Origin of the sequence: Blastochloris tepida (genome assembly GCF_003966715.1) — a bacterium.
Classification (GTDB): domain Bacteria; phylum Pseudomonadota; class Alphaproteobacteria; order Rhizobiales; family Xanthobacteraceae; genus Blastochloris; species Blastochloris tepida.
The window spans coordinates 2,817,627-2,844,576 of sequence record NZ_AP018907.1; the positions used below are offsets into that span (position 1 = coordinate 2,817,627).

At 68.9% G+C, this 26,950-nt stretch carries 20 protein-coding genes; 12 read left to right on the top strand and 8 right to left on the bottom strand.

The window, feature by feature from the left end:
- Positions 1 to 77 precede the first annotated feature (77 nt).
- A complete protein-coding gene (locus BLTE_RS12815) occupies positions 78 to 746 on the bottom strand; it encodes an RNA polymerase sigma factor (protein ID WP_126401071.1) in 669 nt (222 codons plus the stop codon).
- Positions 747 to 1,739: 993 nt separating this feature from the next.
- Between BLTE_RS12815 and BLTE_RS12820 the strand changes: the two genes are divergently transcribed.
- Positions 1,740 to 2,705, top strand: coding sequence for a hypothetical protein (locus BLTE_RS12820; protein ID WP_126401072.1), 966 nt, complete (start codon positions 1,740 to 1,742; stop codon positions 2,703 to 2,705).
- A 14-nt stretch (positions 2,706 to 2,719) separates the two neighbouring features.
- Complete coding sequence (locus tag BLTE_RS12825) at positions 2,720 to 3,814, top strand: DMT family transporter (RefSeq protein WP_244599989.1); 1,095 nt, start codon at positions 2,720 to 2,722, stop codon at positions 3,812 to 3,814.
- 10 nt (positions 3,815 to 3,824) lie between these two features.
- On the opposite strand, the gene BLTE_RS12830 is transcribed toward BLTE_RS12825, so the two are convergent.
- Positions 3,825 to 4,649, bottom strand: coding sequence for a creatininase family protein (locus BLTE_RS12830; RefSeq protein WP_126402197.1), 825 nt, complete (start codon positions 4,647 to 4,649; stop codon positions 3,825 to 3,827).
- A gap of 177 nt (positions 4,650 to 4,826) precedes the next feature.
- On the opposite strand from BLTE_RS12830, the gene BLTE_RS12835 reads away from it, so the two are divergent.
- Positions 4,827 to 5,366: a MarR family winged helix-turn-helix transcriptional regulator gene (locus tag BLTE_RS12835; protein WP_126401073.1), complete on the top strand. Its 540-nt coding sequence runs from the start codon at positions 4,827 to 4,829 to the stop codon at positions 5,364 to 5,366.
- Here BLTE_RS12835 and chrA read toward each other — a convergent pair.
- Both chrA and BLTE_RS12845 read right to left on the bottom strand, forming a co-directional pair.
- Entirely contained in the window at positions 5,358 to 6,659 is a 1,302-nt protein-coding gene (gene chrA / locus BLTE_RS12840; RefSeq protein ID WP_126401074.1) for a chromate efflux transporter, read from the bottom strand. The two genes, BLTE_RS12835 and chrA, sit on opposite strands and share 9 nt — an antisense overlap.
- 447 nt (positions 6,660 to 7,106) lie before the next feature.
- Positions 7,107 to 9,773 (bottom strand): bifunctional diguanylate cyclase/phosphodiesterase, encoded by a 2,667-nt coding sequence (locus BLTE_RS12845; RefSeq protein ID WP_126401075.1) that lies wholly within the window; start codon positions 9,771 to 9,773, stop codon positions 7,107 to 7,109.
- Positions 9,774 to 10,352: 579 nt separating this feature from the next.
- On the opposite strand from BLTE_RS12845, the gene BLTE_RS12850 reads away from it, so the two are divergent.
- The 5 genes from BLTE_RS12850 to msrP all read left to right on the top strand — a co-directional run bounded on the left by BLTE_RS12850 (position 10,353) and on the right by msrP (position 17,175).
- Positions 10,353 to 11,555, top strand: a complete 1,203-nt coding sequence (locus BLTE_RS12850) for a pyridoxal phosphate-dependent aminotransferase (RefSeq protein ID WP_126401076.1) — start codon at positions 10,353 to 10,355, stop codon at positions 11,553 to 11,555.
- 100 nt (positions 11,556 to 11,655) lie between these two features.
- Positions 11,656 to 12,144: a DUF992 domain-containing protein gene (locus BLTE_RS12855; RefSeq protein ID WP_126401077.1), complete on the top strand. Its 489-nt coding sequence runs from the start codon at positions 11,656 to 11,658 to the stop codon at positions 12,142 to 12,144.
- A gap of 273 nt (positions 12,145 to 12,417) precedes the next feature.
- Positions 12,418 to 14,475, top strand: coding sequence for an elongation factor G (locus tag BLTE_RS12860; RefSeq protein ID WP_126401078.1), 2,058 nt, complete (start codon positions 12,418 to 12,420; stop codon positions 14,473 to 14,475).
- Between the two features lie 351 nt (positions 14,476 to 14,826).
- Positions 14,827 to 15,795: an IS110 family RNA-guided transposase gene (locus tag BLTE_RS12865; protein WP_126399672.1), complete on the top strand. Its 969-nt coding sequence runs from the start codon at positions 14,827 to 14,829 to the stop codon at positions 15,793 to 15,795.
- A gap of 372 nt (positions 15,796 to 16,167) precedes the next feature.
- On the top strand, positions 16,168 to 17,175 hold the full coding sequence (gene msrP / locus BLTE_RS12870; RefSeq protein ID WP_126401079.1) for a protein-methionine-sulfoxide reductase catalytic subunit MsrP: 1,008 nt from the start codon (positions 16,168 to 16,170) through the stop codon (positions 17,173 to 17,175).
- Positions 17,176 to 17,375: 200 nt separating this feature from the next.
- On the opposite strand, the gene BLTE_RS12875 is transcribed toward msrP, so the two are convergent.
- From BLTE_RS12875 to BLTE_RS12885, 3 genes are all read right to left on the bottom strand, one after another.
- Positions 17,376 to 18,263: a LysR family transcriptional regulator gene (locus BLTE_RS12875; protein ID WP_126401080.1), complete on the bottom strand. Its 888-nt coding sequence runs from the start codon at positions 18,261 to 18,263 to the stop codon at positions 17,376 to 17,378.
- Between the two features lie 190 nt (positions 18,264 to 18,453).
- On the bottom strand, positions 18,454 to 19,416 hold the full coding sequence (trxB, locus tag BLTE_RS12880; RefSeq protein ID WP_126401081.1) for a thioredoxin-disulfide reductase: 963 nt from the start codon (positions 19,414 to 19,416) through the stop codon (positions 18,454 to 18,456).
- Complete coding sequence (locus BLTE_RS12885) at positions 19,413 to 20,522, bottom strand: mitochondrial fission ELM1 family protein (protein WP_126401082.1); 1,110 nt, start codon at positions 20,520 to 20,522, stop codon at positions 19,413 to 19,415. The genes trxB and BLTE_RS12885 overlap by 4 nt, the downstream gene beginning before the upstream one ends.
- A 259-nt stretch (positions 20,523 to 20,781) precedes the next feature.
- Here BLTE_RS12885 and BLTE_RS12890 point away from each other — a divergent pair, with 259 nt between their 5' ends.
- On the top strand, positions 20,782 to 21,264 hold the full coding sequence (locus tag BLTE_RS12890; RefSeq protein WP_126401083.1) for an Lrp/AsnC family transcriptional regulator: 483 nt from the start codon (positions 20,782 to 20,784) through the stop codon (positions 21,262 to 21,264).
- Between the two features lie 112 nt (positions 21,265 to 21,376).
- Here BLTE_RS12890 and BLTE_RS12895 read toward each other — a convergent pair whose 3' ends face one another.
- On the bottom strand, positions 21,377 to 21,901 hold the full coding sequence (locus BLTE_RS12895) for a GtrA family protein (protein ID WP_244599990.1): 525 nt from the start codon (positions 21,899 to 21,901) through the stop codon (positions 21,377 to 21,379).
- Between the two features lie 42 nt (positions 21,902 to 21,943).
- Here BLTE_RS12895 and carB point away from each other — a divergent pair, with 42 nt between their 5' ends.
- From carB to BLTE_RS12910, 3 genes are all read left to right on the top strand, one after another.
- Entirely contained in the window at positions 21,944 to 25,408 is a 3,465-nt protein-coding gene (gene carB / locus BLTE_RS12900; RefSeq protein WP_126401084.1) for a carbamoyl-phosphate synthase large subunit, read from the top strand.
- A gap of 252 nt (positions 25,409 to 25,660) precedes the next feature.
- Entirely contained in the window at positions 25,661 to 26,137 is a 477-nt protein-coding gene (gene greA, locus BLTE_RS12905; protein WP_126401085.1) for a transcription elongation factor GreA, read from the top strand.
- Between the two features lie 62 nt (positions 26,138 to 26,199).
- Positions 26,200 to 26,712: a hypothetical protein gene (locus BLTE_RS12910; protein ID WP_126401086.1), complete on the top strand. Its 513-nt coding sequence runs from the start codon at positions 26,200 to 26,202 to the stop codon at positions 26,710 to 26,712.
- Positions 26,713 to 26,950: the final 238 nt, after the last annotated feature.

Consider the following 26,950-nt stretch of genomic DNA (forward strand, 5'->3'; position numbering starts at 1 on the left):
TCCGGTGGCGTCTACAGGTTCAACGAAGGCCTGCCCCCCAAACTGGCGGACCAGTCCGCGGCCATGCTGGCGCATGGTTAGTCCGCGGTTAACGACTGGCGGATCGAGCGCTCCTGGCTGCGCAACAGCTTGCGAAGCTGCTGGCGGCCGCGCTTGAGCAGCGACTCCACCGCCGACACCGTGGTCTGCATCACCTCGGCAATCTCGGCGTTGGACAGGTTCTCGTGGTAGGAGAGGATGAGCACCACCCGCTGGTGGTCGGGCAGCTGGCCCATGGCGCCTTCGAGCGCATTCACCACCTCGGTGCGATGAAGCTGGGTCTCGGCGCCCGGCGCGCCGTCCGGCACCTCGGGCGCGGTCTCCAGATCCTGGCTGCGCGGCTGGCGGCGCAGGTCGATGCAGCGGTTGGTCACCACCCGGTAGAGCCAGGTCGAGAACTTGGCCCGGCCGCCCTCCCAGCGGCCGCGATGGGTCCACACCTTCAGCAGCACATCCTGCACCACGTCCTCGGCGTCGGCCGGATTGTCGAGGATCCGCAGCGCCAGCGCGTAGGCGCGGTCGAGGTGGCGGCGCACCAGCAGCGCGAACGCCGTCTCGTCACTCTCGCCGATGCGCTGCAGCAGCTCGTCGTCGCTGGCCGCGGCCGAAATCGCCGAACTGGCAGCACGCCGCGCCGCGCCGGGGGCCTCCGGCTGGAGCGTTGCAGCGCCCGCGACCGGCGCCGTCAAGACCGATGCGTTTGCCATCTCGAACCCTCCACGCCGCCGCTGCCGCGTCCATCCAACGAACAATATTTGGACTATCCTCAAGGTAAATTCAAGCGTATAGACGCGCGGACTCGAAAATTTATTGGCTTGCTCTAGGTATTTTATTCCCATCTGCTGTAGGCATTTTTTGCCTACTTACATATTTGAAGTAATTGAAAACGAATTGACTGCAATTCAGACGACAGTCGCAACCGCTGCGCACCGCCGCTGGCCGATGATGCCGTCCGCCCCGGAACCGATCCCGCCGGACGTCCGACGCCGGCCATCCAACCCCGGCCATGCCGGCGTTTCGGCCGTCGGACCGGACTCTCCGGCGGATCGGCCGGACATGGCTTCTCCGCCATACATCCCCGCCGTTCTGTGGCCCCTGGGGCGGCCGCGCGCCGCGCGGCGGTATCGCGATAGCCGGCAACAACTCGCGCCGGTACTGCCGGCGCTCGGTTCAATCGAGAGTTTCCGGCGTGCCGCAAAGTCGGGCCCGGGGGCCAATACCTGACGACGACTTCGCCGGAACTTGGCGACCATGCGGGCACCTCCCGGCGGAAACACCCTGCCGCCACAATCCCGGCGGCATAATGCACGTTTTGATTGTCTTTTTCGCCTTTTGTGGCGCATTTCCGCACAAGCTGCCGCAAAACATTCACAATGTATTAACCATAATATTTCGAATTTTATTGTTTTCGTTAAGCAGTTATTGACCATATTTGCGACGCAAGCCTTAATCGAACGCGAAAAGCGGCGGGGGCTACCTTGGCAAAGCACGAGACATCGTCAGCACACGCGGTCGCACAGGCCGGTCTTGCAACGGCCGGTGTTGCAGCAGTCGGTCTTGCATCAGTCGGCCTCGCAGCGGCCGTGCACGCTTCGAACGGGTCTGCCGGCGGGCACCCTCCGGGGCACGGGGCGGGTGGCCATGGTGGGAGCGGGATTGGCGTGGGCGGCCACGGCGCCAACGCTCATTCCGGCGGCCACATGCCGTCCGGGCATGGCGCCGGCCGGGGACCGGCACGCGCGCCGGCCGGCGGCCTGCCGGGCGCCGGGGCCGCGCGCCGCCCGGGCGAGCTGGAGACCACCCGCCCCCACCTGAAGGCGCCCGGCAAGGGCGGCGCCAAGCGCGAGCATCCGCACCAGCGGCCGGCGCCCGAAAAGATCCTCCAGGCGTTCAACACCTGGTCGTTCAAGCGCGAGCAGCCGGACAACAAGCAGGCCATCCTGAACGTGATTGGCGATCTCGTGCATCACGATCAGCCGATCCAGTTCCTGATGTACTGGGGCAAGGGCCCGCGCCATTCACTGGCGAAACCGGACACCGCCTGCCTCGATCACCTGAAGGACCTCACGCGGCGCGTCGACGAGGTCTACCGGCATGGCGCGACCTTCCGGCTGATCTTCACCGACACGCATGCCGAGTTGAACGGCCACGGCCGGGACGTCTGCGAGCGCTATTTCCAGGCGGTGGCGGCGGCGGCGGCGGCGCGCGGCTTCGACGCCTGCCGGCTGAGCCATCTGATGGCGGCGGTCGGCATGGTCGAGTGCGACGGCGACATCGACGAGGCGGTGCCCGAGGACACACTGGAGAAGCTGCGCGTATGCGCCGAGAAATGGTACCGCGGCGAAGGCGGCGCCACCGATGGCGCCGAGAAATACTACCGCATGAACATGCGCGAGAAGCGGGTGGTCGAGCTCGCCTTCCCGCGCGCCATCTTCACCACCTTCAATGGCAGCCAGTTCCGCAGCCTGTTTCCGGACCGGCTGCCGGTGTTCTACATGTATTCGCTGCGGCGCGGCGTCAGCATCAAGCCGTGGTTCATCCCGGAGGCGGCGGACGGCACCGATCCGCACCATGCCGACGCGCATCACGCCGACGCATCCCACCCCCAAGCGGGCTCGACCGATGCGCCTTGGGCCGATGCGCCGCCGGCCGGCCCGGCAGCCTGACCCGCGGCCCGGCGATGACCGACACCGTCCTGCCGCACGCGCGCCCCGCGCCCTCGCCCCCACACTGGACGGCCATGGCCCCGCGGGAGCGGAGCGTCCCGGAATATGCCGAGCGCCGCATCGCCGCCGCGCCGGCCATTGCTCCGGCCGGGCCGCGGACCCCGCGCCCCGCGGCCGCGCCGCGGCAAATGCCGGCGAGCGCGCCAGCCAAGACAGCGAACGCGCCGGCCAAGACGGTGCGCGTCGACAATGTGCCGCGCGGCATCCTCTACATGATCGCGGCGACGATGTTCTTCGCGGTGTCGCACGCCATCAGCAAATGGCTGGTGGCAACCTATCCGGTCGGCGAGGTGATGTTCTTCCGCTCGCTGTCGTCGCTTCTCGTCACCGCGGCGCTGGTCCTGCCCTTCACCGGGCTCGCGGTGTTCGATACGCCGCGGCCGGGCGCGCACTTGGCGCGCGGCTTCTCCCAGGCCTGCTCGCAGACCTTCGCGGTCATCGCCTTCAGCATGATGCCGCTGGCCGGGGCCATCGCCATCAATTTCTCGGCGCCGCTGTGGGCGGCGCTCCTGTCGGTGTTCTGGCTGAAGGAGCGGGCCGGGCCGGCGCGCTGGGCGGCGCTGCTGACCGGTTTCAGCGGCGTGGTCATCGTCGCCAATCCCGGCGCCGATGCGCTGCAGATCGGCGCGCTGTTCGCGCTGGCCAATGCGGTGATGTACGGCAGCGTCACAGTGGCGGTGCGCGGCATGTCGGCCACCGAGTCCGCCAACACGCTGATGATGTGGCAGCTGATGACGGTGGCGGCCTTCCACGCCGCGCTGCTGCCGTTCGGGCTGGTCACGCCGACACCGCAGGATGCGCTGCTGCTGTTCCTCACCGGCGCGGCCAATTCGGGGGCGCAATACACCTGGACCAAGGCGCTGTCGCTGGCGCCGACCGCCGCCGTCTCGCCCTTCTACTACCTGCTGCTGGTGTGGGCGATGGGCGTCGGCTTCCTGGTGTGGGGCGACGTGCCGACGCCTGGCCTCATCGCCGGCTCGGCGGTGGTGGTGGGCTCGGGCCTGTTCCTGCTGTGGCACGAGACGCGGCGGCACAAGGAAAAGAAATAGCGGTTGGGGGTCAGCCGGCCCCCTCCCCGCCGCCGAGCGGCCCCGCCGCCAGCGCCGTCATGTCGAAGGCCTCGACGTCGCGCAACAGCGCGATGAAGGCGCGCGCGCCGTGATCCGCCGCGGCGCGGCCCTTCTCCGCCGTCGCGGCGGCGGCGTTGCCGACCACGCCCGCGGCATTGAGATCCTGCGCCATCCAGCCGAAGCCGACCGGGCTCGTCGCCCGCAGCCGGGCGAAGCGCGTCTCCATGTCCTCGGCGTGCGAGGCGAACTCCCGCGCCAGCTCCATGCGCACCAGATCGGGCCGGAACGCCAGCATCAGCGAGGTCTCGATCTCGCCGCCATGGATGCCGAAGCGCACCTCGTGCGCGCCGAACAGCCCCTCGGGATAGCCGAGCTTGTGCCAGGAGCAGGTGACGGCGAGCATACCGTGCCGTGCCCGCAGGTCGCGTGCCAGCAGGTCGGCGGCGGCGACATTGCCGCCATGGCTGGTGACGATGACGAGCTTGCGCAGGCCGGCGCGGTGAAGTGCCGCGCCGATGGCCTGCCAGCCGGCCAGCGCGGTGGCCGGCGCCAGACTCAGCGTGCCGGGAAAGGCGAGATGCTCGGGCGAGATGCCGATCGCCTGCACCGGCAGCAGCACCGCCGGCAGGTCGTCCGGCGAGAGCTCGGCCACCCGCGCCAGATAGCCCTCGGCGATGGCGGCGTCGGTGCCGAGCGGCAGATGCGGCCCGTGCTGCTCGACCGCGGCCAGCGGCAGCACGGCAATCCAGCGCGCGGTCTCGCCGGCCGCGATCTCGGGCCACGTCAGGTCCGTCCACCACCGCCGGGGCGGCATCGGCATGCTCCGACTCCTTTTTGCGCGCGCATTTTCTTCGCCGACATACAGATTTCACGAAGTCGCGGAAACTATCCGGTTGGCAGACTGCGTCGAATGGCTGCAAGAATTGACTGCAAGATGGCTGTGAGTTGACCGTGCCGGCGATGCCGGCAAGGATTTGGCGGGAGCTGGGCGATGAAGGACGGCAGCGCCAAGGACGTCTACACCAAGACAGTCGGCTACCGGCTCAATCACACGGCCCGGCTGCAGCGGGCGCGCGCCGCCCGCCTGTTGGCCGGCCTCGGCCTGTTTCCCGGCCAGGAGACGGTGCTGAAGCTCCTGGCCGAGGGCGACGGCCGCACCATGGGCGATCTTGCCGGCGCGCTGCGGGTGCGCCCGCCCACCGCCTCCAAGACCATCGCCCGCCTCGCCGTGCAGGGGCTGGTCGAGCGCCGGGCCTCGAACGGCGACGGCCGGCTGGTGCGCGTCCACCTGACCGAGGCGGGACGCGCGCGCGCCGACGCCATCGACGGCATCTGGCATGCGCTTGAGCAGGAAATGGTCGAGGGGCTGGACGGCAAGGACCGGAAGCGGCTGCGCAAGCTGCTGCGCCGGATCGAGAAGAACCTCGCCGCCCGGCTCGGCACCGAATCGCACGAGCACGAGGACGACGCCGAGGACGCCGACGACGAGCCGGTGCCCCCGACGATCAAGCCGGTCGCGGTATCAGATTAGGCTGGCAAGCACGCCGAGCCCGGCCATGATCGCCACGGTGGCGACCAGACCGCGTCGCGCCACGAACACCAGCGCCATGGCGATGGCGGCGAGCACGGCCGCCCGCACGTCGAAGCTCGCCGGGTCCGGCACCAGCAGCCGGACCGGACCAAGCCGGACGGTCTCGACGGCCGCGAACAGCGCGTGCAGCGCGAACCACGCCGCGAGGTGCGCCATCACCCCCACCACCGCCGCGGTGATGCCCTGGAGCGCCGCCGCCAGCCGGCGGTTGGCCTGCAGCGTCTCCAGCCATGGCGCACCGGCGAAGATCCACAGGAAGGACGGCGCGAACGTCACCCAGGTGGTGACGGCGGCGCCGAGCAGGCCGGCGGCGAGCGGCGCGAACGGCTCGGGCGCCCGGTAGGCGCCGAGGAAGCCCGCGAACTGCGTCACCAGGATCAGCGGCCCCGGCGTGGTCTCGGCAAGGCCGAGCCCGGTCAGCATGTCGGCAGGGCTCGCCCAGCCGCGCCCGACCGCCTGCTCGGCGAGATAGGCGAGAATGGCGTAGGCGCCGCCGAACGTCACAACCGCCAGCTTGGCGAAGAACGCCCCGATCTCGAACAGCACGTGGCCGGGGCCGAGCGTCGCGGCGATCAGGCCGAGCGGCGCAAGCCACAGCAGCGCGGCGATGGCGGCAGGCCACAGGCCCGCAGCCGCGGGCCGCGCCGCGGCCGGCGGCGCCTCGGCCGCGGCGGCGAACAGCAGGGCGCCGGCCAGTGCCGCGCCGGCCACCACCAACGGAAACGGCAGCGCGAACAGCCCCACCGCCAGCAGCGCGGCCACGGCCACCGCCTGCGCCTGACGCTGCTTCAGCACGCGGCGCGAGATGCGGATCAGCGCCTCCAGCACGATCGCCAGCACCGCCGCCTTGATGCCGAAGAACAGCCCGCCGATCAGCGGCGAGGTGGCGAACAGCACATAGGCGACGCTCAGCGCCAGCATCACCAGCGCGCCCGGCAGCACGAACAGTCCGCCGGCAATGACGCCGCCGCGCCAGCCCTTGAGCCGCCAGCCGATATAGGTGGCGAGTTGCTGCGCCTCGGGACCGGGCAGAAGCATGCAGAAGTTCAGCGCCCGCAGGAATTGTCCCTCGTCGAGCCAGCCCCGGTCCTCGACCGCCAGCCGGTGCATCAGCGCGATCTGCGCCGCCGGCCCGCCGAACGACAGGATGCCGACGGCGAGGAAGGCGCGGGTCAGGCCGGCGAGGGTCGGAGCAAGGGTTGTCGGAGCAAGTGTCGGGGGCGTTTCGGTCATGCCGCATCCTGCCGGACGCGGATGGCGTTGTCGCGTCGGTCGCGCGACGTGACGCGGAAGTTGCCGCCGACCCTGGCGTGGGAAACGGAATATGGCGGCCGGACGTTCGACCCGTCCCCGCGAAGCCCCCCACCCCCGACCCCTCCCCACCGCTCGCAAAGCTCGCGGGGGGAGGGGAGAAGAGGCGCCCCTTTTCTCCCCTCCCCCCATGAACGCAGTGAATGGTGGGGAGGGGTCGGGGGTGGGGGAGCGCGGAACGCCCCGGCGCCCGTCGTCTGCATCCCGCCTCGCCGTGTGTCTCGACGTATGCCTCGCCACGTTTCCGGCCAGCCGCTTCAGCGCCTCCGGCCTCCAGAGCATTTTCCGCAAAAGTGCGCACCGGTCGTGGGCACCAGCCTTGCGAACGAGAATGCGATAACTCAAAAAGTTGGAGCGCCGGAAACCGTATTATCCGCCCGCCGCCTTCGACAGGCCCCATTTCTCGATGATGCCGGCGATCTCGTCGGCCGGCACGGCGCCGGAGAACAGGAAGCCCTGCGCCTCGTCGCAGCCCAGCGCCGCCAGGAACTCGCACTGATAGTCGGACTCGACGCCCTCGGCGGTGGTGGTCATGCCGAGCGCGCGGGCGATCGACACCACCGCCTGCACGATGACCACGCGGTCGGTGCCGTGCACCAGATCGGCGACGAAGGAGCGGTCGATCTTCACCTTGTCGAAGGGGAAGGTGCGCAGATAGCTCAGGGACGAATAGCCGGTCCCGAAATCGTCCATGGCGATGCGCACGCCGAGCGCCTTCAGCCGGCGCAGGGTGGCGATGGTGTTCTCATTGTCCTCGAGCACGATCTGCTCGGTGATTTCGAGCTCCAGGCGGTGCGGCGCCAGCCCGGTTGCGGCCAGCAGGTGCTCGATCCGCTCGCCGAGATCGGGGGCGAGCAGCTGCACCGGCGACAGGTTGACGGCGATCTTGAGCTCGCCGGGCCAGCGGGCGGCCTCGCGGCAGGCGGCGTCGAGCGCCCATTCGCCGATCGGCATGATCAGTCCGGTGTCCTCGGCGACCGGGATGAACAGGCCCGGCGGGATGAGGCCCTTGACCGGGTGGCGCCAGCGGGCCAGCGCCTCGAAGCCGGCCACGCAATCGTCCTGCAGATCGATGATCGGCTGGTAGTGCAGCTCCAGCTCGCCGCGCTCGATGGCGGTGCGCAGATCGGTCTCGATCTCGCGCCGGTCGTTGAGCTCGGTGCTCATGGCGTGGCTGTAGAAGCGGAAGGTGCCGCGGCTGTCGGCCTTCACCGCATAGAGCGCGAGATCGGCGGCCACCAGCAGATCGTCGACATTGCGCCCGTCGCCGGGGCCCATGGCGATGCCGATGCTGGCGCCGGTGCGCACCTTGTAGCCGTCGATGTCGAAGGGCGGGCCGATGCAGTCGAGCAGGCGCTGCGCCATATCGCCGACCTCGGCGCGCGAACCGGCCGCGGGCACCAGGATCGAGAACTCGTCGCCGCCGAGCCGCGCCAGCAGCACGCCGGGCTCGACCACCTGCTTCAGCCGGCCGCCGACCTCCTGCAGCAGCAGATCGCCGATGCGGTGGCCGAGCGTGTCGTTGATCACCTTGAAGCGGTCGAGATCGAGGAACATCACGGCGAAGCCCGGCGCCTCGGGATCGTCGCGCAGCGTGGCGTAGGCGCTGCAGATCTCCTCCAGCCGGGCGCGGAAGACGCGGCGGTTGGGCAGGTTGGTCAGCGGGTCTTCCGAGGCGAGGCGGGCGACGTGGGTTTCCGCCTCGCGCCGCTTGGTGATGTCGGTGAAGGTCTGCACGAGGCCGCCATCCGGCAGCGGCGCGCTGCGGATCTCGATGACCGTGCCGTTGGCCATCCGCCGCTCGGAGATCGCGCAATGGGGCGACGCCCAAGGCTGGCCGCCCTCGCCTGCCTCCAGGCCGCCATGCGCGGCCGCCGGATGCAGGGCGCTGTTGCGGGCCTGATAGGCCATCAGCTCGTCGAAGCGCGGCGGCGTCTTGATGAACTGCGGCGGCAGATCGAGCAGCTCGCCGCACTTGGCGTTGATGATCGGGATCTCGAGATCCTTGGTGATCAGCATGATGCCCTGGCTCATGTTCTCCAGGGTCAGATGCAGCTGCTCGGCCTTCTGGCGGGCCTTGGCCTCGGCCTGCAGGATGTTCCGCACGGCGATGAGGATCAGCACCGTCAGCACGAGGCCGACAATGGCGTTCAGCCGCAGATTGGCGGCCGAGCCGGCATAGACGGCGCGCAGATCGGTGCTGACGCTCATCCACAGCGGCTGGCCGCGGACGTGGCGGAAGGTGACGAGGCGCCGGTTGCCGGAGGCGGAATCGGTCTCCTCGAAGGTGACCATCCCGGCGCTGCGGGCGAGAGACACGAACCGGGTGCCGTTCAGATCCTCGCCGAGCGCGAACCCGTCGGCGCTGCCGCCGGAGGAGCGCACGATGCCGTCATTGCCCACCAGCGCGATCGACACCGACGAGCCGAAATCGATCTTGTTGTAGAAATTGGTCAGATGCTCCGGCTTCAGCGAGGCCACGACCACGCCGCCGAGCGAGCCGTCGCTGTTGAGAAAGCGCCGCGTGACTTGGACCGACCACTGCCGGCTGACGCGGCCGACGACCGGCTTGCTGATGAACAGCCGGTCCTCGGGACTGTTGAGGTGGACGCGGTAATGCTCGCGGTCGCTGAGATCGAGCGGCGGCGCGGGCTGCGGTCCGGCATTGGAGGCGCGCATGATGCCGTTGGCATCGATGATCGCAACCTGAACGATGATCTCGCTCAGTACGTCGGTGGTGCTGACGATGGTGTGGAAATCGGTGGTGTCCTTGCGGGTCTCGATGGTGCGGCGGAGGTAAAGGAGCGCCTTGTCGATCTCGCCGATCGAGCGCAGCACGTTCTCCTCGAACACCATCGAGAAGTTTTCGTTGGTGCGGACGGCCTCGCGCAGATCGCTGCGCAGGTCGTCGGAATATTTCAGGAAGATGCCGGCCCACAGCATGACGATGAGCGCCAGGCCGAAGACGGCCGAACTGCGCCAGTTGGCCAGTCGTTTGGCTACAAGCCGCGGCAGATGTTTGAGGCGCCGTCTCATCAGCGAATGCCGTGTCATGCTCCCGTGCAGCGGCATGATCCGCCCCGGCGCTTAACATCGAGTACATGATCATATTATTCGGAAATTAATGTAAACGAGAAATTAATGGCATGAATAGTTTTTATTCGCGGAAATACAACCTCGCGCGGCCGGCAGTTCGCCGGGCCGGCGATACACAAAATTGCCATGAATGCCTGATCCTGCCGGTAGCATCCAACGGCACGGGTCGAGTCTCGACACGTCTTGCCGCGAAAGACCGGCAATTCCGTCAACCGTCCGGACTGGTTTTACAACCAACGCGAGCGGATTCCGGGGCGCAGACGGCGCCGGTGGTCCGCCGCCGGACCAGTTGATTTCCCCGGCATTCCGGCCCACCCCCCTGCCCAGCCTCACCCTGCCCGGTCGTCCCGGCCCGCCACCTCGACCGGGATCGTTTCGGCGCCGGCCGGCGGATTTGGTGAGGGTTTTCCTTGCCTGCCCCTGCGGCTGAGACTAGGGATGCTGGTTCGCGCCGGTTGCGGTGAAGCACCGGACGGGCGTCGCCAAATCCCTTTCCCCCAGCCTTGCAGGAGTGCCGCCATGGGCTTCCTCGCCGACAGTCTGTCGCGCATCAAGCCGTCCGCCACCATCATGCTGACCCAGATGGCGCGGGAGCTGAAGGCAAAGGGCAAGGACGTCATCTCGCTGTCGGTCGGCGAGCCGGATTTCGACACGCCCGACAACATCAAGGAGGCGGCGATCGCCGCCATCCGCCGCGGCGAGACCAAGTATTCGCCGGTGCCGGGCATTCCCGAGCTGCGCGAGGCGGTGTCGCAGAAGTTCAAGCGCGAGAACGGGCTCGACTACAAGCCGAGCCAGGTCATCGTCGGCACCGGCGGCAAGCACGTCATCTTCAACGCCCTGATGGCGACGCTGAACCCCGGCGACGAGGTGATCTGCGTCGCGCCCTATTGGGTGAGCTATCCCGAGATGGTGGCGCTGTGCGGCGGCACCCCGGTGATCGTGTCGGCGACGCAGGCGCACGATTTCCGCCTCCAGCCCGAGGATCTCGAGCGCGTCATCACCCCGCGCACCAAGTGGATCATCCTGAATTCGCCGTCGAACCCGTCCGGCGCCGCCTACAGCCGCGCCGAGCTGAAGGCGCTCACCGACGTGCTGATGCGCCACCCGCAGGTGTGGGTGCTGTCGGACGACATCTACGAGCACCTGACCTACGGCGATTTCGAGTTCGTCACCGCCGCCCAGGTCGAGCCCGGCCTCTACGACCGGACGCTGACCATGAACGGCGTCTCCAAGACCTATGCGATGACCGGCTGGCGCATCGGCTATGCCGGCGCGCCCGAGCGGCTGATCAAGGCGATGGACCTGATCCAGGGCCAGCAGACCTCGGGTACCTCGACCATCTCGCAATGGGCGGCGGTCGAGGCCCTGTCCGGCCCGCAGGACTGCATTCCGCGGTTCAAGACCGCCTTCCAGCGCCGCCGCGACCTCGCAGTGTCGATGCTGAACCAGGCCACCGGCCTCAAGTGCCCGACCCCGGAGGGCGCGTTCTACGTCTATCCGTCCTGCGCCGGGCTGATCGGCAAGAAGACTCCCGGCGGCAAGGTGATCGCCACGGACGAGGACTTCGTGATGGAGCTTCTCGCCACCGAGGGCGTGGCCACCGTGCACGGCTCCTCGTTCGGGCTCGGGCCGAACTTCCGGGTGTCGTACGCCACCTCCGACGAGAAGCTGGAGGAGGCCTGCCGGCGCATCCAGCGCTTCGCGGCGTCGCTGACGTAACAGGCCGGCGGCGCGGGCTTGACCGCAGCCGCCGAATGGCGAAAGTCCAACCCTGCCGCGCATTCATCCACCCAGCGGCGCCGTTTTCAGGAGGCTTCCCATGCTGCGTCGTCTCACCCCTGCCGCCGTGGCGGGCGCGGTTCTCGCTCTGTCCCAGCTTGCCGCGCCGTCGGCCGCGCTCGCCCAGTCGCGGGCCGAGGTCGGCGTGCTCGAATGCGTCTCCACCGGCGCGACCGGCTTCATCGTCGGCTCGATTCGCGACGTCACCTGCACCTTCCGGCCGAACCCGAGGGTCAAGGCGCAGCCCGAGAAGTATGTCGGCACCATCCGCCGGTTCGGGCTCGACCTGGGCGTCACCGAGCGGACGGTGATGGTGTGGAGCGTGTTCGCGCCCACCGTCAATATCGGCCGCGGCGACCTCGTGGGCGACTATGCCGGCGTCTCCGGTCAGGCGACGGTCGGCGCCGGCGTCGGCGCCAATGTGCTGCTCGGCGGCTCCAACAAGACGATCTCGCTGCAGCCGCTCAGCGTCGAGGGCTCGCTCGGCCTCAACATCGCGCTCGGCGTCGCCGACCTCGAGCTGCGTTGACCGGCCCGGCGCCAGTCTTCCGCAAGACGCCACGATTCGAGGAACCCGCCGCAAGGCGGGTTCTTTGCTTTCGGCACGGAGCCGACTCCGGTCCCCTTCGACCTCCGGCATGGCCGGTTCTGGTGCGCGACTAAGTGTTTGCCCGCCGCCACGGTGCGGAGAGGTCCGCTTGCACCGGCCGCGACAGCCTGAAACGATAGCACCCCCCGACGCAGTTTTAGGCGCCTAGCCCGCCGCTTCATCGGTTCCTGGCGGGCAGCGGAGGTGGTTCACATGTCGAACAATGGCAACAACGGAACGAAGAGCCCCAGATGCATTGCAGTGGTGGGGCCGTTCCAGAGCGGCAAGACGACGCTGCTCGAAGCGATCCTGGCCCGAACCGGCGCCATCCAGCGCCAGGGCTCGGTCGACACCGGCTCAACCGTCGGTGACGGCTCCAAGGAATCCCGCCTCCACAAGATGAGCGTGGAGGTCAGCGTCGCCTCCACCGCCTTCCTGAACGAGAGCTACACCTTCATCGACTGTCCCGGGTCGGTGGAGTTCCTGCACGACATGCGCGCCGCCCTGCCGGCGGTCGATGCGGCGATCGTGGTGTGCGAGGCCGACGAGCGCAAGCTGCCGCAACTCTCCATGGTGCTGCGCGAGATCGAGGAACTCGGCGTGCCGCACATGCTGTTCCTCAACAAGATCGACAAGGCGGACAAGCGCGTCCAGGAGACGCTCGCGGTGCTGCAGCCGGCGAGCCGCCTGCCGCTGCTGCTGCGCCAGATCCCGATCTGGCGGGACGGCATCGTCGTCGGCTATGTCGACCTCGCGCTGGAGCGGGCGTTCGTCTATCGCGAGCATTCGGCCTCGCAGGTGGTGCCGCTCGAAGGCGACGACCTGATGCGCGAGAAGGAAGCGCGCTTCCAGATGCTGGAGACGCTGGCCGACCACGACGACGCGCTGATGGAGCAGTTGCTCGAGGAGATCGAGCCGCCGCGCGACCGCGTGTTCGACGACCTCGCCAAGGAGCTGCGCGAGGGACAGGTGACGCCGGTGCTGCTGGGCTCGGCCCTGCACGGCAACGGCATCCAGCGCCTGCTGAAGGCGCTGCGCCACGAGGTCTGCGGCCTCGACGACACGCTGAAGCGGCTCGGCGCCCCCGCCAATGGCAGCGACGCGGTCGGCTATGTGCAGAAGACGCTGCACACCAGCCATGGCGGCAAGATGTCGATCGTGCGCGTGCTCAGCGGCCAGGTCGCCGACGGCACCATGCTGATGGGCGCCAAGGGCGAGGCCGCCCGCGTCTCCGGCGTGTTCAAGCTGCACGGCCAGCATATCGAGAAGCGCGGGCCGGCCACCGCCGGCGAGACCGTGGCGCTCGGCAAGCTCGACCCGGTGGTGACCGGCGACACAATCACCTCGGGCAAGGCGCCGCTGGCGCCGCTGGTCGAGATCGCGCCGGTGCCGCCGGTGCTGGCCATCGCCATCGCCGCGCGCGACCGCAAGGACGACGTCAAGCTCGGTCAGGCGTTGCACAAGCTGCTGGAGGAGGATCCTTCGCTGGTGCTGGTGCACAATGCCGAGCAAAGCGAGATCGTGCTGCACGGCCAGGGCGAGATGCAGCTGCGCGTCGCCATCGAGCGGCTGCAGGACCGCTTCCAGATCCAGATTGCGACCCATCCGCCGCGGGTCGGCTATCGCGAGACCATCCGCAAGGGCGTGGTGCAGCGCGGCCGCCACAAGAAGCAGTCGGGCGGCCACGGCCAGTTCGGCGACTGCGTGCTCGACATCCAGCCGCTGCCGCGCTCCTCGGGCTTCCAGTTCGCCGAGAAGATCACCGGCGGCGTGGTGCCGCGCCAGTACATCCCCTCGATCGAGGAGGGCGTGAAGGACGGCCTTAAGGAAGGCCCGCTCGGCTTCCCGGTGGTCGACGTGTCGGTGACGCTGATCGACGGCTCCTACCACACCGTCGATTCGTCCGACATGGCGTTCCGCACCGCCGGCCGCATCGGCATCCATGAGGCGCTGCCCAACTGCCAGCCGGTGCTGCTGGAGCCGATCCACCACGTCGACGTGTTCTGCCCCAGCGACGCCACCGCCAAGGTCAACGCCATCCTGTCCGGACGGCGCGGCCAGATCCTCGGCTTCGAGGCGCGCGACGGCTGGCCGGGCTGGGACGTGGTGCGGGCCGAAATGCCGGAAGCCGAGATCGGCGACCTGATCGTCGAGCTGCGCTCGGCCACCGCCGGTGTCGGCACCTTCATCACCCGCTTCGACCATATGGCCGAGCTGGTGGGCCGCGCCGCCGATCAGGTGATCGCGGCGAAGAAGGCCGCCGCAGCGTGAGACCGTAAGGGCGATGGGCGGCCGTCGTCGCGGCCGTCCGTCTCTCGGCGTTCCTGACGACCGGCAACAAGAGCCGGAAGCGTCTTTTTGGGCCTCGTCGTCCCGGACGAGGCGATAGCCGAGACCCGGGAGCGTCATCCGGAAAAGCCCCGTCCTGAAAGCGATCCCGGGTTGGAACGGCGAACTGTGCTTTGATGGGTGCACCGGCTCGGGGTGGCCACCCCGAGCCGGTGCGGGCGGCACGCCGTATCCCGGGTGAGCCTTCGAGGCCGTCGCGAGCAGAAGCGGCCGTCCGTCCCAAGCCAACCCGAACAGTTGCACGGGGCTTTTGACCCCGCTTCCAAGCCTGGGATGCTTGCCATGCTGCCACACCCGACGCCGTTTGCCACCCACCTTGTGGGCATCGATGTCTCCAAGGACTGGCTCGACATCGCCTTCGACGACACCAAGGTCGAGCGCGTCGATAACACCCCCGCGGCTCTCCAGCGCTTGGCCAGGCGCCTGGTGAAGGCCGGGCTCACCACCGCCGGCCTGGAGCCGACCGGCGGCTATGAACGCCTGGCGGTCGCGGTGCTGCGCGAGGCCGGCCTCACCGTGCTGCAGGTCGACAGCTGGCGCTGCCGCCAGTTCGCCAAGGCCTGCGGCCAGCGCGCCAAGAGCGATCCGCTCGACGCCCGCATCATCCGCGCCTTCATGCTGCATCACCCCTGCCGGCCGTTCCCGGAGCCCTCGCAAGCGCAGAGCGACCTGACCGCCTGGGTGCGCGAAATCACCCGCGCCGAGGCCGACATCCGCCGCCTCGAGAACCGCAAGGCCCACCCCACCCTGGCGGCCATCACCGCCCGGCTCGATGCCGAAATCGCCGCCCTGCGCGAGACCGTCGCCGCGGCCGAACAGGCCATCGAGGCGTTGATCGCCGCCGATCCGGCGATGGACGCCAAGGCCAAGATCATCACCTCGGTGCCGGGGATCGCCAACAAGACGGCCCGCGTCCTGCTCGCAGAAGCTCCCGAACTCGGCCAGTTCAGCCCCCGCCAAGCCGGTGCCATCGGCGGCTGCGCACCCTATCGCAACGACAGCGGCAAAGCGCGGCGGCCGGCCCATATCGAGGCCGGACGCCGCGCGCTCAAGCGCGCCTGCTATCTCGCCGCCTTCGCCGCCATCCACTGGAACCCGTGGGCCAAACAGCTCTACGCCGACCTCAAAGCCCGCGGAAAACCCGCCAAGGTCGCCCTCATCGCCATCGCCCGAAAGCTCCTGACCATCCTCAACGCCATGATTCGAGACAACAAACCCTGGCGAGACCCCAAAACCGCATGACAGTTGCTCGCGCGGCTGACGCCGCTTGCCCGGGATGACAGAGGATGTACGGAAACCACGCCGGTCGTCCCCGGCGAGCGCGGCTTGGCCGCGCGAGGGAAGGGGACCCACGGGACGCGGCGCCGCATTCGCCTTCATACGGTTTCCGGTATTCCGAAGAGATCAACCGGAAACCGTATCGCCCACCCGCCATCCATTTCGGCGGAAACGGTTATGGGTTCCCTTCCCGACCGCCTGACGGCGGTCGCCGGGAACGACCGGCGGCATCGCCGATGTTCACTCACCGCCGTACTTCTCCATCGCCCATTCGTGACTTGCCTCGGCCGGCATTTCGGGCGGAATGGAGCGGTCCTCTTCCCCCCGGGAGGCACCATGGCGAATTCCATCGGCCGGCCGGCGATCCACCGCAGGCGCGGTTGGGCGTTGCCCGACAGCGCGGCGGCGCCCGAACACGTCTATCTCAACCGACGCGCCATCCTGGCCGGGCTTTCCGGCGCGGCGATCGCCACGCCGGCGGCGGCCGACTGGCTCGACGTGTTCCGCAGCGAGCCGCCACCCCCGCACGCCGCCGACCCCACCGCCGATCTCTACCCGGTGGCGCGCAACCCCGCCTACACGCTCGACCGGCCGCTGACGCCCGAGCCGCTGGTGGTCGGCAACGTCAATTACTACGAGTTCTCCTCCGACAAGCCGACGGCCTCGCGCCTCGCTCAGCGCCTCGACATCCGGCCGTGGACGGTGACGATCGACGGACTGGTCGAGGCCGAGACGACCGTCGACATCGACACGCTGATCCGCCGCTTCGCGCTGGAGGAGCGCACCTATCGCCACCGCTGCGTCGAGGCGTGGTGGATCGCCGTGCCGTGGACCGGCTTTCCGATGGCCAAGCTGATCGCGTTCGCCAAGCCGCTGTCGTCGGCGCGCTATGTGCGCTTCGAGACCTTCGGCAATTCGCCGGTGGCGCCGGGCCATCGCCAGAGCTGGTATCCGTGGCCCTATACCGACGCCTTCACCATCGAGGAGTGCGTGAACGAACTGGCGCTGATCGGCACCGGCGCCTATGGCAAACCGCTCGACCGCGCCAATGGCGCACCCTTGCGGGCGATCCTGCCGTGGAAGTACGGCTTCAAGCAGGCCAAGGGCATCGTGCGCGTGACCTTCCTCGATAAGCGGCCCAAGGGCTTCTGGGAGACGGTGCAGGGGTTCGAATACGGTTTCTGGGCCAATGTGAACCCGGACGTCCCGCACCCGCGCTGGAGCCAGGCGACCGAGCGCGACCTCGCCACCGGCGAGCGGCGGCCGACGCAGATCTTCAACGGCTATGGCGAATTCGTCGCCCACCTCTATGAGGGCAAGGCGGGCGAGCGGCTGTTCATGTAGGACCGCGCCTTCGTCATCCCGGGCAGGCAGCGAAGCTGCGCGAGCAACCCGGGATCGTCATCAGAAAAGGCGAAAACTCCCCGCACGGTCCCGGGTCTCGCTGACGCTCGCCCGGGACGACGCGAGATGGCAAACGGTCCCGGCTCGGCGCCGGATGCTGCGCATCCCGCGCCGTCCGGGACGACAGCCGCCCCGCGCGCTCAGAAACTCCAGCGGCTGGCCTTGGAGACCAGGAAGTCGCGGAACGCTTGCACGCGGGCCACCGACTTCAGCTCCTGCGGATAGACGAAATAGGCCTCAAGCCCCGGCGAATTGTCGGGGAAGAGCTGCACCAGCCCCGAGCCGTCCTCGACCATGTAGTCGGGCAGCATGCCGATGCCGAGCCCGCGCTCGACCGCCTGCTTGAGCGCCAGGATGTTGTTGACCCGGATCCAGGAGCGCCGCGGCTCGCGGCCCTCGCGCCCGGCGATCTCCAGCCAGTTGGTGTTCTGCAGATAGCTCGGGATCGACCCGCCGAACGAGATCAGCCGGTGGCGCTCGAGGTCGTCATAGGTGCGCGGCTGGCCGTGATGCTTCAGATAGTCGGCGCTGGCATAGGCGTGGAAATGCACGGTGAACAGCTTGCGCTGCACCAGATCGGCCTGCACCGGCTGGCGCATGCGCAGCGCCACGTCGGCCTCGCGCATGGCGAGGTCGAGTTCCTCGTCGGTCAGGATCAGGGTCAGGCGGATGTCGGGGAACTTCTCGGCGAACTCGCCGAGCCGCGGCGTCAGCCAATGGGTGCCGAGCCCGACGGTGGTGGTGACCTTGAGCTCGCCATTGGGGCGGTCGCGGCTGTCGGTCAGCTCGCTGCGCGCCGCCTCCAGCTTGACGAACACGTCGTGGGCGGTGCGGTAGAGCAGTTCGCCCTGCTCGGTGAGGATCAGGCCGCGGGCGTGGCGGTGGAACAGCGGAACGTGCAGTTCCTGCTCCAGCGCCGACACCTGCCGGCTGACCGCCGACTGCGACAGGCCGAGCGCCTCGCCGGCATGGGTGAACGATCCGGCCTCGGCGGCCGCGTGAAAGATTTTCAGCTTGTCCCAGTCCATTGTCGCGGCCTCAGCCCGCGCAGCGACCATTTTCCGCAGATCCTGCTGCGGCATGCCGTGCCTGCCAGAATGATGGCACAGCTTTGCATAAACTGCACAACAGCAAAAGTGGGATGCAAAAATGTGTCTTGACCGATCGCCTTCCGTGATGACCGGCCTGTGAAACGATGTCGCAGCTCGTCCGCTGGATTTACTCCGCCGCCGCCGAGGCCGGCGCGGCTTCGGCCGCCAGGAAGCGCTCGGCCTCCAGCGCCGCCATGCAGCCCATGCCCGCCGCCGTCACCGCCTGACGGTAGACGTCGTCGGCGACATCGCCGGCCGCGAACACGCCGGGCACGCTGGTGGCGGTGGAATAGGGCGCGACCCACAGATAGCCGTTGGGCTTCATCTTCAGCTGGCCCTCGAACAGCGCGGTGGCCGGGGCGTGGCCGATGGCCACGAACAGCCCGTCGACGGCGCGCTCGCTGACCTCGCCGGTCAGCACGTTCTTCAGCCGCACGGCGGTCACCCTGGACGGCGACGCCTCACCCAGGATGTCCTCGACCGCGTGGTTCCACACCACCTCGACCTTGGGATTGGCGAACAGCCGCTCCTGCAGGATCTTCTCGGCGCGGAAAGCGTCGCGGCGGTGCACCACCGTCACCTTGGCGGCGAAATGGGTGAGGAACAGCGCCTCCTCCACCGCCGAATTGCCGCCGCCGACCACCATCACGTTCCTGCCGCGGAAGAAGAAGCCGTCGCAGGTGGCGCAGGCCGACACGCCGAAGCCGCGGAAGGCGGTCTCCGACGGCAGGCCCAGCCACTTGGCCTGGGCGCCAGTGGCGATGATCAGCGATTCGGCGAGCCACACCTCGCCCGACTCGCACACCAGCCGAAACGGCCGGGCCGAGAGGTCCACGCTCTCAACCAGATCGGTGACGATGCGGGTGCCGACGCGCTCGGCCTGCAGCCGCATCTGCTCCATCAGCTCCGGGCCCTGAATCGGCTCGGCGAAGCCCGGATAGTTCTCGACCTCGGTTGTCACCGTGAGCTGGCCGCCGGGCTGCAGGCCCTGGATCAGCACCGGCTGCAGCAGCGCGCGCGCCGCATAGATGGCGGCGGTGTAGCCGGCCGGGCCGGAACCGATGATGACGAGCTTGGCGTGGGTGGTCATCCGGCGCTCCTCGGGGGTTCGGGGTCGGGGGCAGGATCGCGAACGGTCTCGGCCGCCGTCTCAGGCTCCGGCGCCGGCTCCGATTCGGGCACCGGCTCCGGCTCGGGTTCCGGCTGGGGCGGCGGGGCCAGAGCGGCGCAGTGCGCCTCAAAGCGCCGGGCGATCTCGGCGGCGATCTCCGGCGTCGCGTCCAGGGGTTGGTAGGGGGTGCCGTCGAGCATGCCGGCGAACGGCTTCAGCGCGCCGTGGCGGGCGAGACCGTCGAGGAAGCGGCGGATCTTGCGGCTGCCGCCGGTCGGCGTGAACACGAAGATCGGCGCGCCGGTGGCCGCCGCCTCGCTGATCATGTTGACCGAATCGGCGGTGGCGACCACCGCGTCGGCCGCCGCCAGGAAGGCGAGGTAGGGATTGTCGCCCTGCCCATCATAGAGCAGGTGCGGGAACGGCGCGAGCTGGGCGCGGACGATTGCCGTAACGGCCGGCGGTGTGCGGCGCGAGGTCGTCACCATCAGCGAGGCGCCGCTGCGGGCGAGCCGGCCGAGGTCGCCGCCGAGCCGGGCCGAATCGGCGTCGCTATAGCGGTAATCCTTGCTCGGGCCGCCGATCAGCACCGCCACCCTTGGTCCCGGCAAGGCTGCGATCTCCGGGCGCAGGGCGGCGCGCTCGGCCGCCAGCGCCGCCGCCGAGACCCGGTGCGGCGAGGTGAGCGTGACCATGACGTTCTTGCCGCGCAGCCGGTCGTGCGCCGGCACCCACAGGAAGTCGGCGGCGCGGCGGCCGCGGCGCGGATCCTTCAGGATCACCGTGAAGGTGCGGCCGCCCGACGCCTGCTTGACCGCCTGGACATAGGGGGCGGCGCGGCGGCCCGAGGCGATGACGAGATCGGGAAAGGGCGGGGCGATCGGGCTTCCCGCCCGGTCGGGCCGGTCGGCCGGCGGCACCGGGGCGAAGGGGCCGAGCCACACCCAGGGCGCGCGCGGCCGAACCCGGCGAATCTGCGGCTCGACGTCCAGGGCCGCGGCCACCCCCAGGCACTGCACCTCGTCGCCGGCCTTGCCGTCGGTGAGGATCCAGACCGTGGTGTCGCGAGGGATGCCGGGCGCCATATGCCGGCCTTGCCGGATCGCGCGCGCCCGCGCAAGGGGAAACCGCTCCGGAGGAGCGGTTCGGCGGGGGACAACCGGGCATCGGCCCGCGCGGATCTTGCCCGCAGGTGGAGCGCCACGCAATTTTGTTTCGCGCGGCGTCCGGCTCTGCTAGAAGCGGAACCATCGGTGTGCGCGCTCCGCGCCGCCCGCCGGGATGGGGCGCTATGGCCCCTGCCCCGATGGTCTTCCCCCGAAGCATTCGACTTGCGAGGTTGCCGTGCCGATCCGTCTCGACGCCATCGACCGCAGGATCCTGGCCGAGCTGCAGGCGGACGGCCGGATGACCAATGTCGAGCTGGCGCGCCGGGTCGGCATCTCGGCGCCGCCCTGCCTGCGGCGGGTGCGGGCGCTGGAGGAGGCGGGCTTCATCCGCGGCTACCGCGCGCTGCTCGACGAGAAGCTGCTCGACTTCGAGGTGGTGTGCTTCGCCATGGTGCATCTGGCAAGCCAGGCCGACGCCGACCTCAAGGCGTTCGAGGCGTTCGTGCGCAGCGCGCCTTTGGTGCGTGAATGCTGGATGCTGTCGGGCGAGATCGACTTCGTGCTGAAGTGTGTGGCGCCGGACCTCGCCACCTTCCAGGCGTTCGTCGCGGAACTGACGGCGGCGCCGGCGGTGAAGAACGTCAAGACCTCGCTGACGCTGCGCTGCTCCAAGGACGCGGCGCTGGTGCCGCTGGAGCTGCCGCCGGCCGAGGAGTGAGCGCGTCTTCCGCCGTTCTGGGATCGCTGTCCGGACGATGCCCCCTTTTGCGGAAAACGGTCCCGGGCCTTCGGCCCTTGCCCGAGAGGACAGGGCTCCCCCTCCCCCAACGTCAGGCTGCGTCGCGGAAGGTCCAGAAGCGGTTGCCTAGGAAGGTCCACACCAGCACGATGCCGGTGGTGATGACCTGTGCCACGAGCCAGTGCAGCCCGGCGCGGGTGGTCAGCACCTCCATCAGCAGGCCGGTGAGCACGAAGGCCACCCCCGCCACCACCGCGAAGCGCGGCACGGCGGCGGCATGGCTGCGCGCGCTGTCGAAGGTGAAGCGCCGGTTGAGCACGTAGGACACCACGCCGCCGACCGTGAAGCCAATGAGCGCGGCGAGGCTCGCCCGCAGGCTGGCCGCCTCCACCAGCAGGGCCAGCACGGCATAGTGGGCGGCGGTGGCGACGGCGCCGACCCCAGCGAAGGCGGCGAACTGGCGGGCGAGGCGCTTGAGCATGGGGCCGGCATAGCCGGTGGGCAGCGCGCTGTCGACGGCAGCGGCCGGCTTCCCTCCCCGGCAATTCTCCTCTAAAGGAGAGGCAGGGTTGCCGGCCTTTCGGCAATAGATCGCCCACCGGTGAGGGCGCGCCATGGGGCGCTGCCCTTTTTTCGTGTGCGCCAACAGCACTCTGCCATGCCCAAACGGACTGACATCTCCACGATTCTGATCATCGGCGCGGGGCCGATCGTCATCGGCCAGGCCTGCGAGTTCGACTATTCCGGCACGCAGGCGGTGAAGGCGCTCAAGGAGGAGGGGTACCGGGTCGTCCTGGTCAACTCCAACCCCGCCACCATCATGACCGATCCGGATCTCGCCGACGCCACCTATATCGAGCCGATCACGCCGGAGATCGTGCGCCGGATCATCGCCAAGGAGCGTGGCGACCGCACCAAGGGCTTCGCGCTGCTGCCCACCATGGGCGGGCAGACCGCGCTCAACTGCGCGCTGTCGCTCGAAAAGATGGGCGTGCTGGAGGAGTTCGACGTCGAGATGATCGGCGCCAAGGCCCAGGCCATCGACAAGGCCGAGGACCGCCAGCTGTTCCGCGAGGCGATGAACCGCATCGGGCTGGAGACGCCGCGCTCGCGTCTCGCCAACGCCTCCGACCTCAAGAAGGCCAACCGCGACGCCTACAAGGCCGAGATCGCCCGCATCAGCGCGCAGGACATTCCCGACGCTGATAAGGCCGAGCAGATCAAGGCGTTCGAGAAGACGTGGCTCAAGGGCGAGGTCGAGCGGCGCAAGCGCTACCAGGACAAGGCGCTGATCGAGGCACTGGAGGCGCTGGACTATGTCGGGCTGCCGGCCATCATCCGCCCGTCCTTCACGCTGGGCGGCACCGGCGGCGGCATCGCCTACAACAAGGCCGAGTTCCTGGAGATCGTCGAGCGCGGGCTCGACGCCTCGCCCACCCACGAGGTGCTGATCGAGGAATCGGTGCTGGGGTGGAAGGAGTTCGAGATGGAGGTGGTCCGCGACCGGGCGGACAACTGCATCATCATCTGCTCGATCGAGAACGTCGATCCGATGGGCGTGCACACCGGCGATTCGATCACCATCGCGCCGGCGCTGACGCTCACGGATAAGGAATACCAGATCATGCGCGACGCCTCGATCGCGGTGCTGCGCGAGATCGGGGTGGAGACCGGCGGCTCCAACGTGCAGTTCGCGGTCAATCCCAAGGACGGGCGGCTCGTCGTCATCGAGATGAACCCGCGCGTGTCGCGCTCCTCGGCGCTGGCGTCGAAGGCCACCGGCTTCCCGATCGCCAAGGTCGCCGCCAAGCTCGCCGTCGGCTACACGCTGGACGAGATCGCCAACGACATCACCGGCGGCGCCACGCCCGCCTCGTTCGAACCGACGATCGACTACATCGTCACCAAGATTCCGCGCTTCGCCTTCGAGAAGTTCTCTTCCTCCGATCCGACGTTCAACGTGTTGACCACGGCGATGAAGTCGGTCGGCGAGGCGATGGCGATCGGCCGCACCTTCGAGGAGAGCCTGCAGAAGGCGCTGCGCTCGCTGGAGACCGGCCTCACGGGCCTCGACGAGATCGAGATCGAGGGGCTCGGCCAGGGCGACGACAAGAACGCCATCCGCGCGGCGCTCGGCACGCCGACGCCTGGGCGGCTGCTGCAGGTCGCGCAGGCGATGCGGCTCGGCTGGAGCGACGACCAGATCCACGAAAGCTGCAAGATCGACCGCTGGTTCCTGGAGCGCATCCGCGCCATCGTCGAGATGGAGGCGGAGATCCGCGCCAAGGGCCTGCCCGGCAGCGCGGCCTCGATGCGCCGGCTGAAGGCGATGGGCTTCTCGGATGCGCGCCTCGCCAAGCTCACCGGCAAGAGCGAGGCCGAAGTGCGCTCCGCCCGCCACGCGCTGGATGTGCGCCCGGTCTACAAGCGCATCGACACCTGCGCCGCCGAGTTCGCCTCGCCCACCGCCTACATGTACTCGACCTACGAGACGCCGTTCGCGGGCGCGCCGGCCGACGAGGCGCGGCCCTCCAACCGCGCCAAGGTGGCGATCCTCGGCGGCGGGCCGAACCGCATCGGCCAGGGCATCGAGTTCGACTATTGCTGCTGCCACGCCTCGTTCGCCCTGCGCGATGCCGGGTTTGAAACGATCATGATCAACTGCAATCCGGAGACGGTGTCGACCGACTACGACACCTCGGACCGGCTCTATTTCGAGCCGCTCACCACCGAGGACGTCACCGAGATCCTCGCGCGTGAACAAACGAATGGCCGCCTGCACGGGGCCATCGTGCAGTTCGGCGGCCAGACGCCGCTGAAGCTCGCCCAGTCGCTGGAAGAGGCGAACATCCCGATCCTCGGCACCTCGCCCGACGCCATCGACCTCGCCGAGGACCGCGACCGCTTCAAGCAGCTTCTCGACAGGCTCGGCCTGAAGCAGCCGCAGAACGCCATCGCCGTGAGCCCGGAGGATGCGCGCGCCAAGGCCGCCGGTATGGGCTATCCCATCGTCATCCGCCCCTCCTACGTGCTGGGCGGCCGGGCGATGGAGATCGTGTTCGACCCCGGCCATCTCGACCGCTACCTGGAGCGGCTGACGCGCGACCTCGCCCGTCCCGGCGAGCTGGTGGTCTCCGACAAGCGGCCGCTGCTGCTCGACCGCTACCTCGCCGACGCCATCGAGATCGACGTCGACTGCCTGTCCGACGGCAAGGACACCTTCGTCGCCGGCGTGATGGAGCACATCGAGGAGGCCGGCATCCATTCCGGCGATTCGGCCTGCTCGCTGCCGCCGCACTCGCTGACGGAGGAAACGATCGCCGAGCTGGAGCGCCAGACCCGCGCCATGGCGCTGGCGCTCAATGTCGGCGGGCTGATGAACGTGCAGTACGCGCTGAAGAACGGCGACATCTACGTGCTGGAGGTCAATCCGCGCGCCTCGCGCACCGTGCCGTTCGTGGCCAAGGTGATCGGCCTGCCGATCGCCAAGATCGCCTCGCGCATCATGGCCGGCGAGACGCTGGCGAGCTTCGGCCTCAAGCCGCGCAAGCTCAACCATATCGGCGTCAAGGAGGCGGTGTTCCCGTTCGCGCGCTTCCCCGGCGTCGACACTGTGCTCGGCCCGGAGATGCGCTCGACCGGCGAGGTGATGGGGCTCGACCGCAGCTATCCGGCGGCCTTCGCCAAGTCGCAACTCGGCTCCGGCACCAAGGTGCCGCGCACCGGCACGGTGTTCGTGTCGGTGAAGGAGGCGGACAAGCCGCGCGTGCTGCCGGTGGCCCGGCTGCTGCACGAGCTCGGCTTCAAGCTCATCGCCACCTCGGGCACCCAGCGCTTCCTGATGGAGAACGGTGTGCCGGCAACCAAGATCAACAAGGTGCTGGAAGGCCGGCCGCACATCGTCGACGCCATCAAGAACGGCGAGGTGCAGCTGGTGTTCAACACCACCGACGGCGCCCAGGCGCTGTCCGACAGCCGTTCGCTCCGGCGGGCCGCCCTCTTGCACAAGGTGCCCTATTACACCACCCTCTCCGGAGCGGTGGCGGCGGCGGAGGGAATCAAGGCCTATCTCGGCGGCGATTTCGAGGTCCAGGCGCTGCAGGCCTATTTCGACGCCGCGTGATACCCTTTCTCCGGAGCCGCGGCGCGGTCGCAGGACAGCGAAGAGGCCGGGGCAGTGAGGTGTTGACGTTCGGGCGATCACGCCGTGATCCCCGAGCGGGTGTGATGCGGGTCACAATGGGCGGCGGCACGGCCGCCGATCGCGTGCCAGCGTCAATATGCGTGAATGCCCCGGGCCGAGGATGATTCGGCCGCGGGCGTTTGAGGATTTGTTCGAGCCGCGCCGAAACGGTTGCGCGGCCGCAGGGGGAAAATGATGGAACGTGTTCCGATGACGGTGGCGGGCTTCAGCGCACTGGAGGCGGAGCTGAAGCACCGCCAGGCGGTGGAGCGGCCCCGGATCATCGAGGCGATCGCCGAGGCGCGCGCACACGGCGACCTGTCGGAGAACGCCGAGTACCACGCCGCCAAGGAAGCCCAGAGCCACAATGAGGGCCGCATCGCCGAGCTCGAATCGATCATTTCTCGCGCCGAGGTGATCGACGTCTCCAAGCTGTCGGGCGAGGTCGTCAAGTTCGGCGCCACCGTCAAGCTGATCGACGAGGACAGCGAGGAGGAGAAGGTGTGGCAGATCGTCGGCGAGCAGGAAGCCGACGCCAAGAAGGGCCGCATCTCCATCACCTCGCCGCTCGCCCGCGCTCTGGTCGGCAAGAAGGTCGGCGCCTCGGTCGAGGTGAACGCGCCGGGCGGCGCCAAGAGCTACGAGATCGTCGAGGTGCGCTGGGTCTGATACGCTTCTCCGGCCCTTTGGGCCGCAGAGCCGTTCCCGGCCGCCGAACTGCGGAGGATGCCATGGTGAATGCCGCTGATCCCCTCACCCGCCGGGCCGCGCTGGCCGCGCTCGGCGGCGCGCTGGCCGCGCTGCCGGCGCTCGGCCGGCCGGCCGCCGCCCAGACCGGCGCGACGTTCCGCGCCATCAACATCGACACCACGCAACTGGTCGGCCGCGACGCCGTGCTGGTCCGCCGCAACCTCGCCCGCGACCTGCCGGCGGCGTTCGCCGGGCGGATCACCGGGGCGCGCGGCGCGCCCACTTTGCTGGTGCGGATCACCTCGCTGTCGCTGGGCTCCTACACCGGCTCGGCCTCCGGCGGCGGCAGCGGCGGCTCCACGGTCGATACCGACTATATGGAGGGCGAGGCGCTGATCGTGCCGGCCGGCAGCAGGACGCCGACTGCCCGCGTGCCGATGCTCGCGGCCGTGCCCTCCGCCAGTGCCGGCGCCTGGTACCTGCCGGACAATGAGGAACGCCGCATCGCCTATATCAGCTCGTTCTTCGCCAGCTGGCTGACCAAGCGCGTGTGATTGGCCGGCGCGATCGGCGGCCTGAGGCGGTTTCCGGCCGATCCAGCCGGAAACCCCATTCCGATCGCCGAGAAAACCGTTTTAAATCAAAGATTTTGACAAGATCGATTCCGGGATTCCTTTGGGATCGTCCGGCCCTCGCTCACGCGTTCGTTAATTGCCCGAAGGTCAATGCGGCGGTTGAATGATGCCGCAGCCTGCCCGTTCTCCGCGAGGCGGCCGGTTCCGGCCCGCCTGC

Bases quoted from the DNA above. Each gene is read 5' to 3' on its own strand.
- BLTE_RS12815 (WP_126401071.1), bottom strand. From the start codon at position 746: ATGGCAAACGCATCGGTCTTGACGGCGCCGGTCGCGGGCGCTGCAACG.
- BLTE_RS12820 (WP_126401072.1), top strand. From the start codon at position 1,740: ATGCCGTCCGGGCATGGCGCCGGCCGGGGACCGGCACGCGCGCCGGCC.
- BLTE_RS12825 (WP_244599989.1), top strand. From the start codon at position 2,720: ATGACCGACACCGTCCTGCCGCACGCGCGCCCCGCGCCCTCGCCCCCA.
- BLTE_RS12830 (WP_126402197.1), bottom strand. From the start codon at position 4,649: ATGCCGCCCCGGCGGTGGTGGACGGACCTGACGTGGCCCGAGATCGCG.
- BLTE_RS12835 (WP_126401073.1), top strand. From the start codon at position 4,827: ATGAAGGACGGCAGCGCCAAGGACGTCTACACCAAGACAGTCGGCTAC.
- chrA (WP_126401074.1), bottom strand. From the start codon at position 6,659: ATGACCGAAACGCCCCCGACACTTGCTCCGACAACCCTTGCTCCGACC.
- BLTE_RS12845 (WP_126401075.1), bottom strand. From the start codon at position 9,773: ATGAGACGGCGCCTCAAACATCTGCCGCGGCTTGTAGCCAAACGACTG.
- BLTE_RS12850 (WP_126401076.1), top strand. From the start codon at position 10,353: ATGGGCTTCCTCGCCGACAGTCTGTCGCGCATCAAGCCGTCCGCCACC.
- BLTE_RS12855 (WP_126401077.1), top strand. From the start codon at position 11,656: ATGCTGCGTCGTCTCACCCCTGCCGCCGTGGCGGGCGCGGTTCTCGCT.
- BLTE_RS12860 (WP_126401078.1), top strand. From the start codon at position 12,418: ATGTCGAACAATGGCAACAACGGAACGAAGAGCCCCAGATGCATTGCA.
- BLTE_RS12865 (WP_126399672.1), top strand. From the start codon at position 14,827: ATGCTTGCCATGCTGCCACACCCGACGCCGTTTGCCACCCACCTTGTG.
- msrP (WP_126401079.1), top strand. From the start codon at position 16,168: ATGGCGAATTCCATCGGCCGGCCGGCGATCCACCGCAGGCGCGGTTGG.
- BLTE_RS12875 (WP_126401080.1), bottom strand. From the start codon at position 18,263: ATGGACTGGGACAAGCTGAAAATCTTTCACGCGGCCGCCGAGGCCGGA.
- trxB (WP_126401081.1), bottom strand. From the start codon at position 19,416: ATGACCACCCACGCCAAGCTCGTCATCATCGGTTCCGGCCCGGCCGGC.
- BLTE_RS12885 (WP_126401082.1), bottom strand. From the start codon at position 20,522: ATGGCGCCCGGCATCCCTCGCGACACCACGGTCTGGATCCTCACCGAC.
- BLTE_RS12895 (WP_244599990.1), bottom strand. From the start codon at position 21,901: ATGGCGCGCCCTCACCGGTGGGCGATCTATTGCCGAAAGGCCGGCAAC.
- carB (WP_126401084.1), top strand. From the start codon at position 21,944: ATGCCCAAACGGACTGACATCTCCACGATTCTGATCATCGGCGCGGGG.
- greA (WP_126401085.1), top strand. From the start codon at position 25,661: ATGATGGAACGTGTTCCGATGACGGTGGCGGGCTTCAGCGCACTGGAG.
- BLTE_RS12910 (WP_126401086.1), top strand. From the start codon at position 26,200: ATGGTGAATGCCGCTGATCCCCTCACCCGCCGGGCCGCGCTGGCCGCG.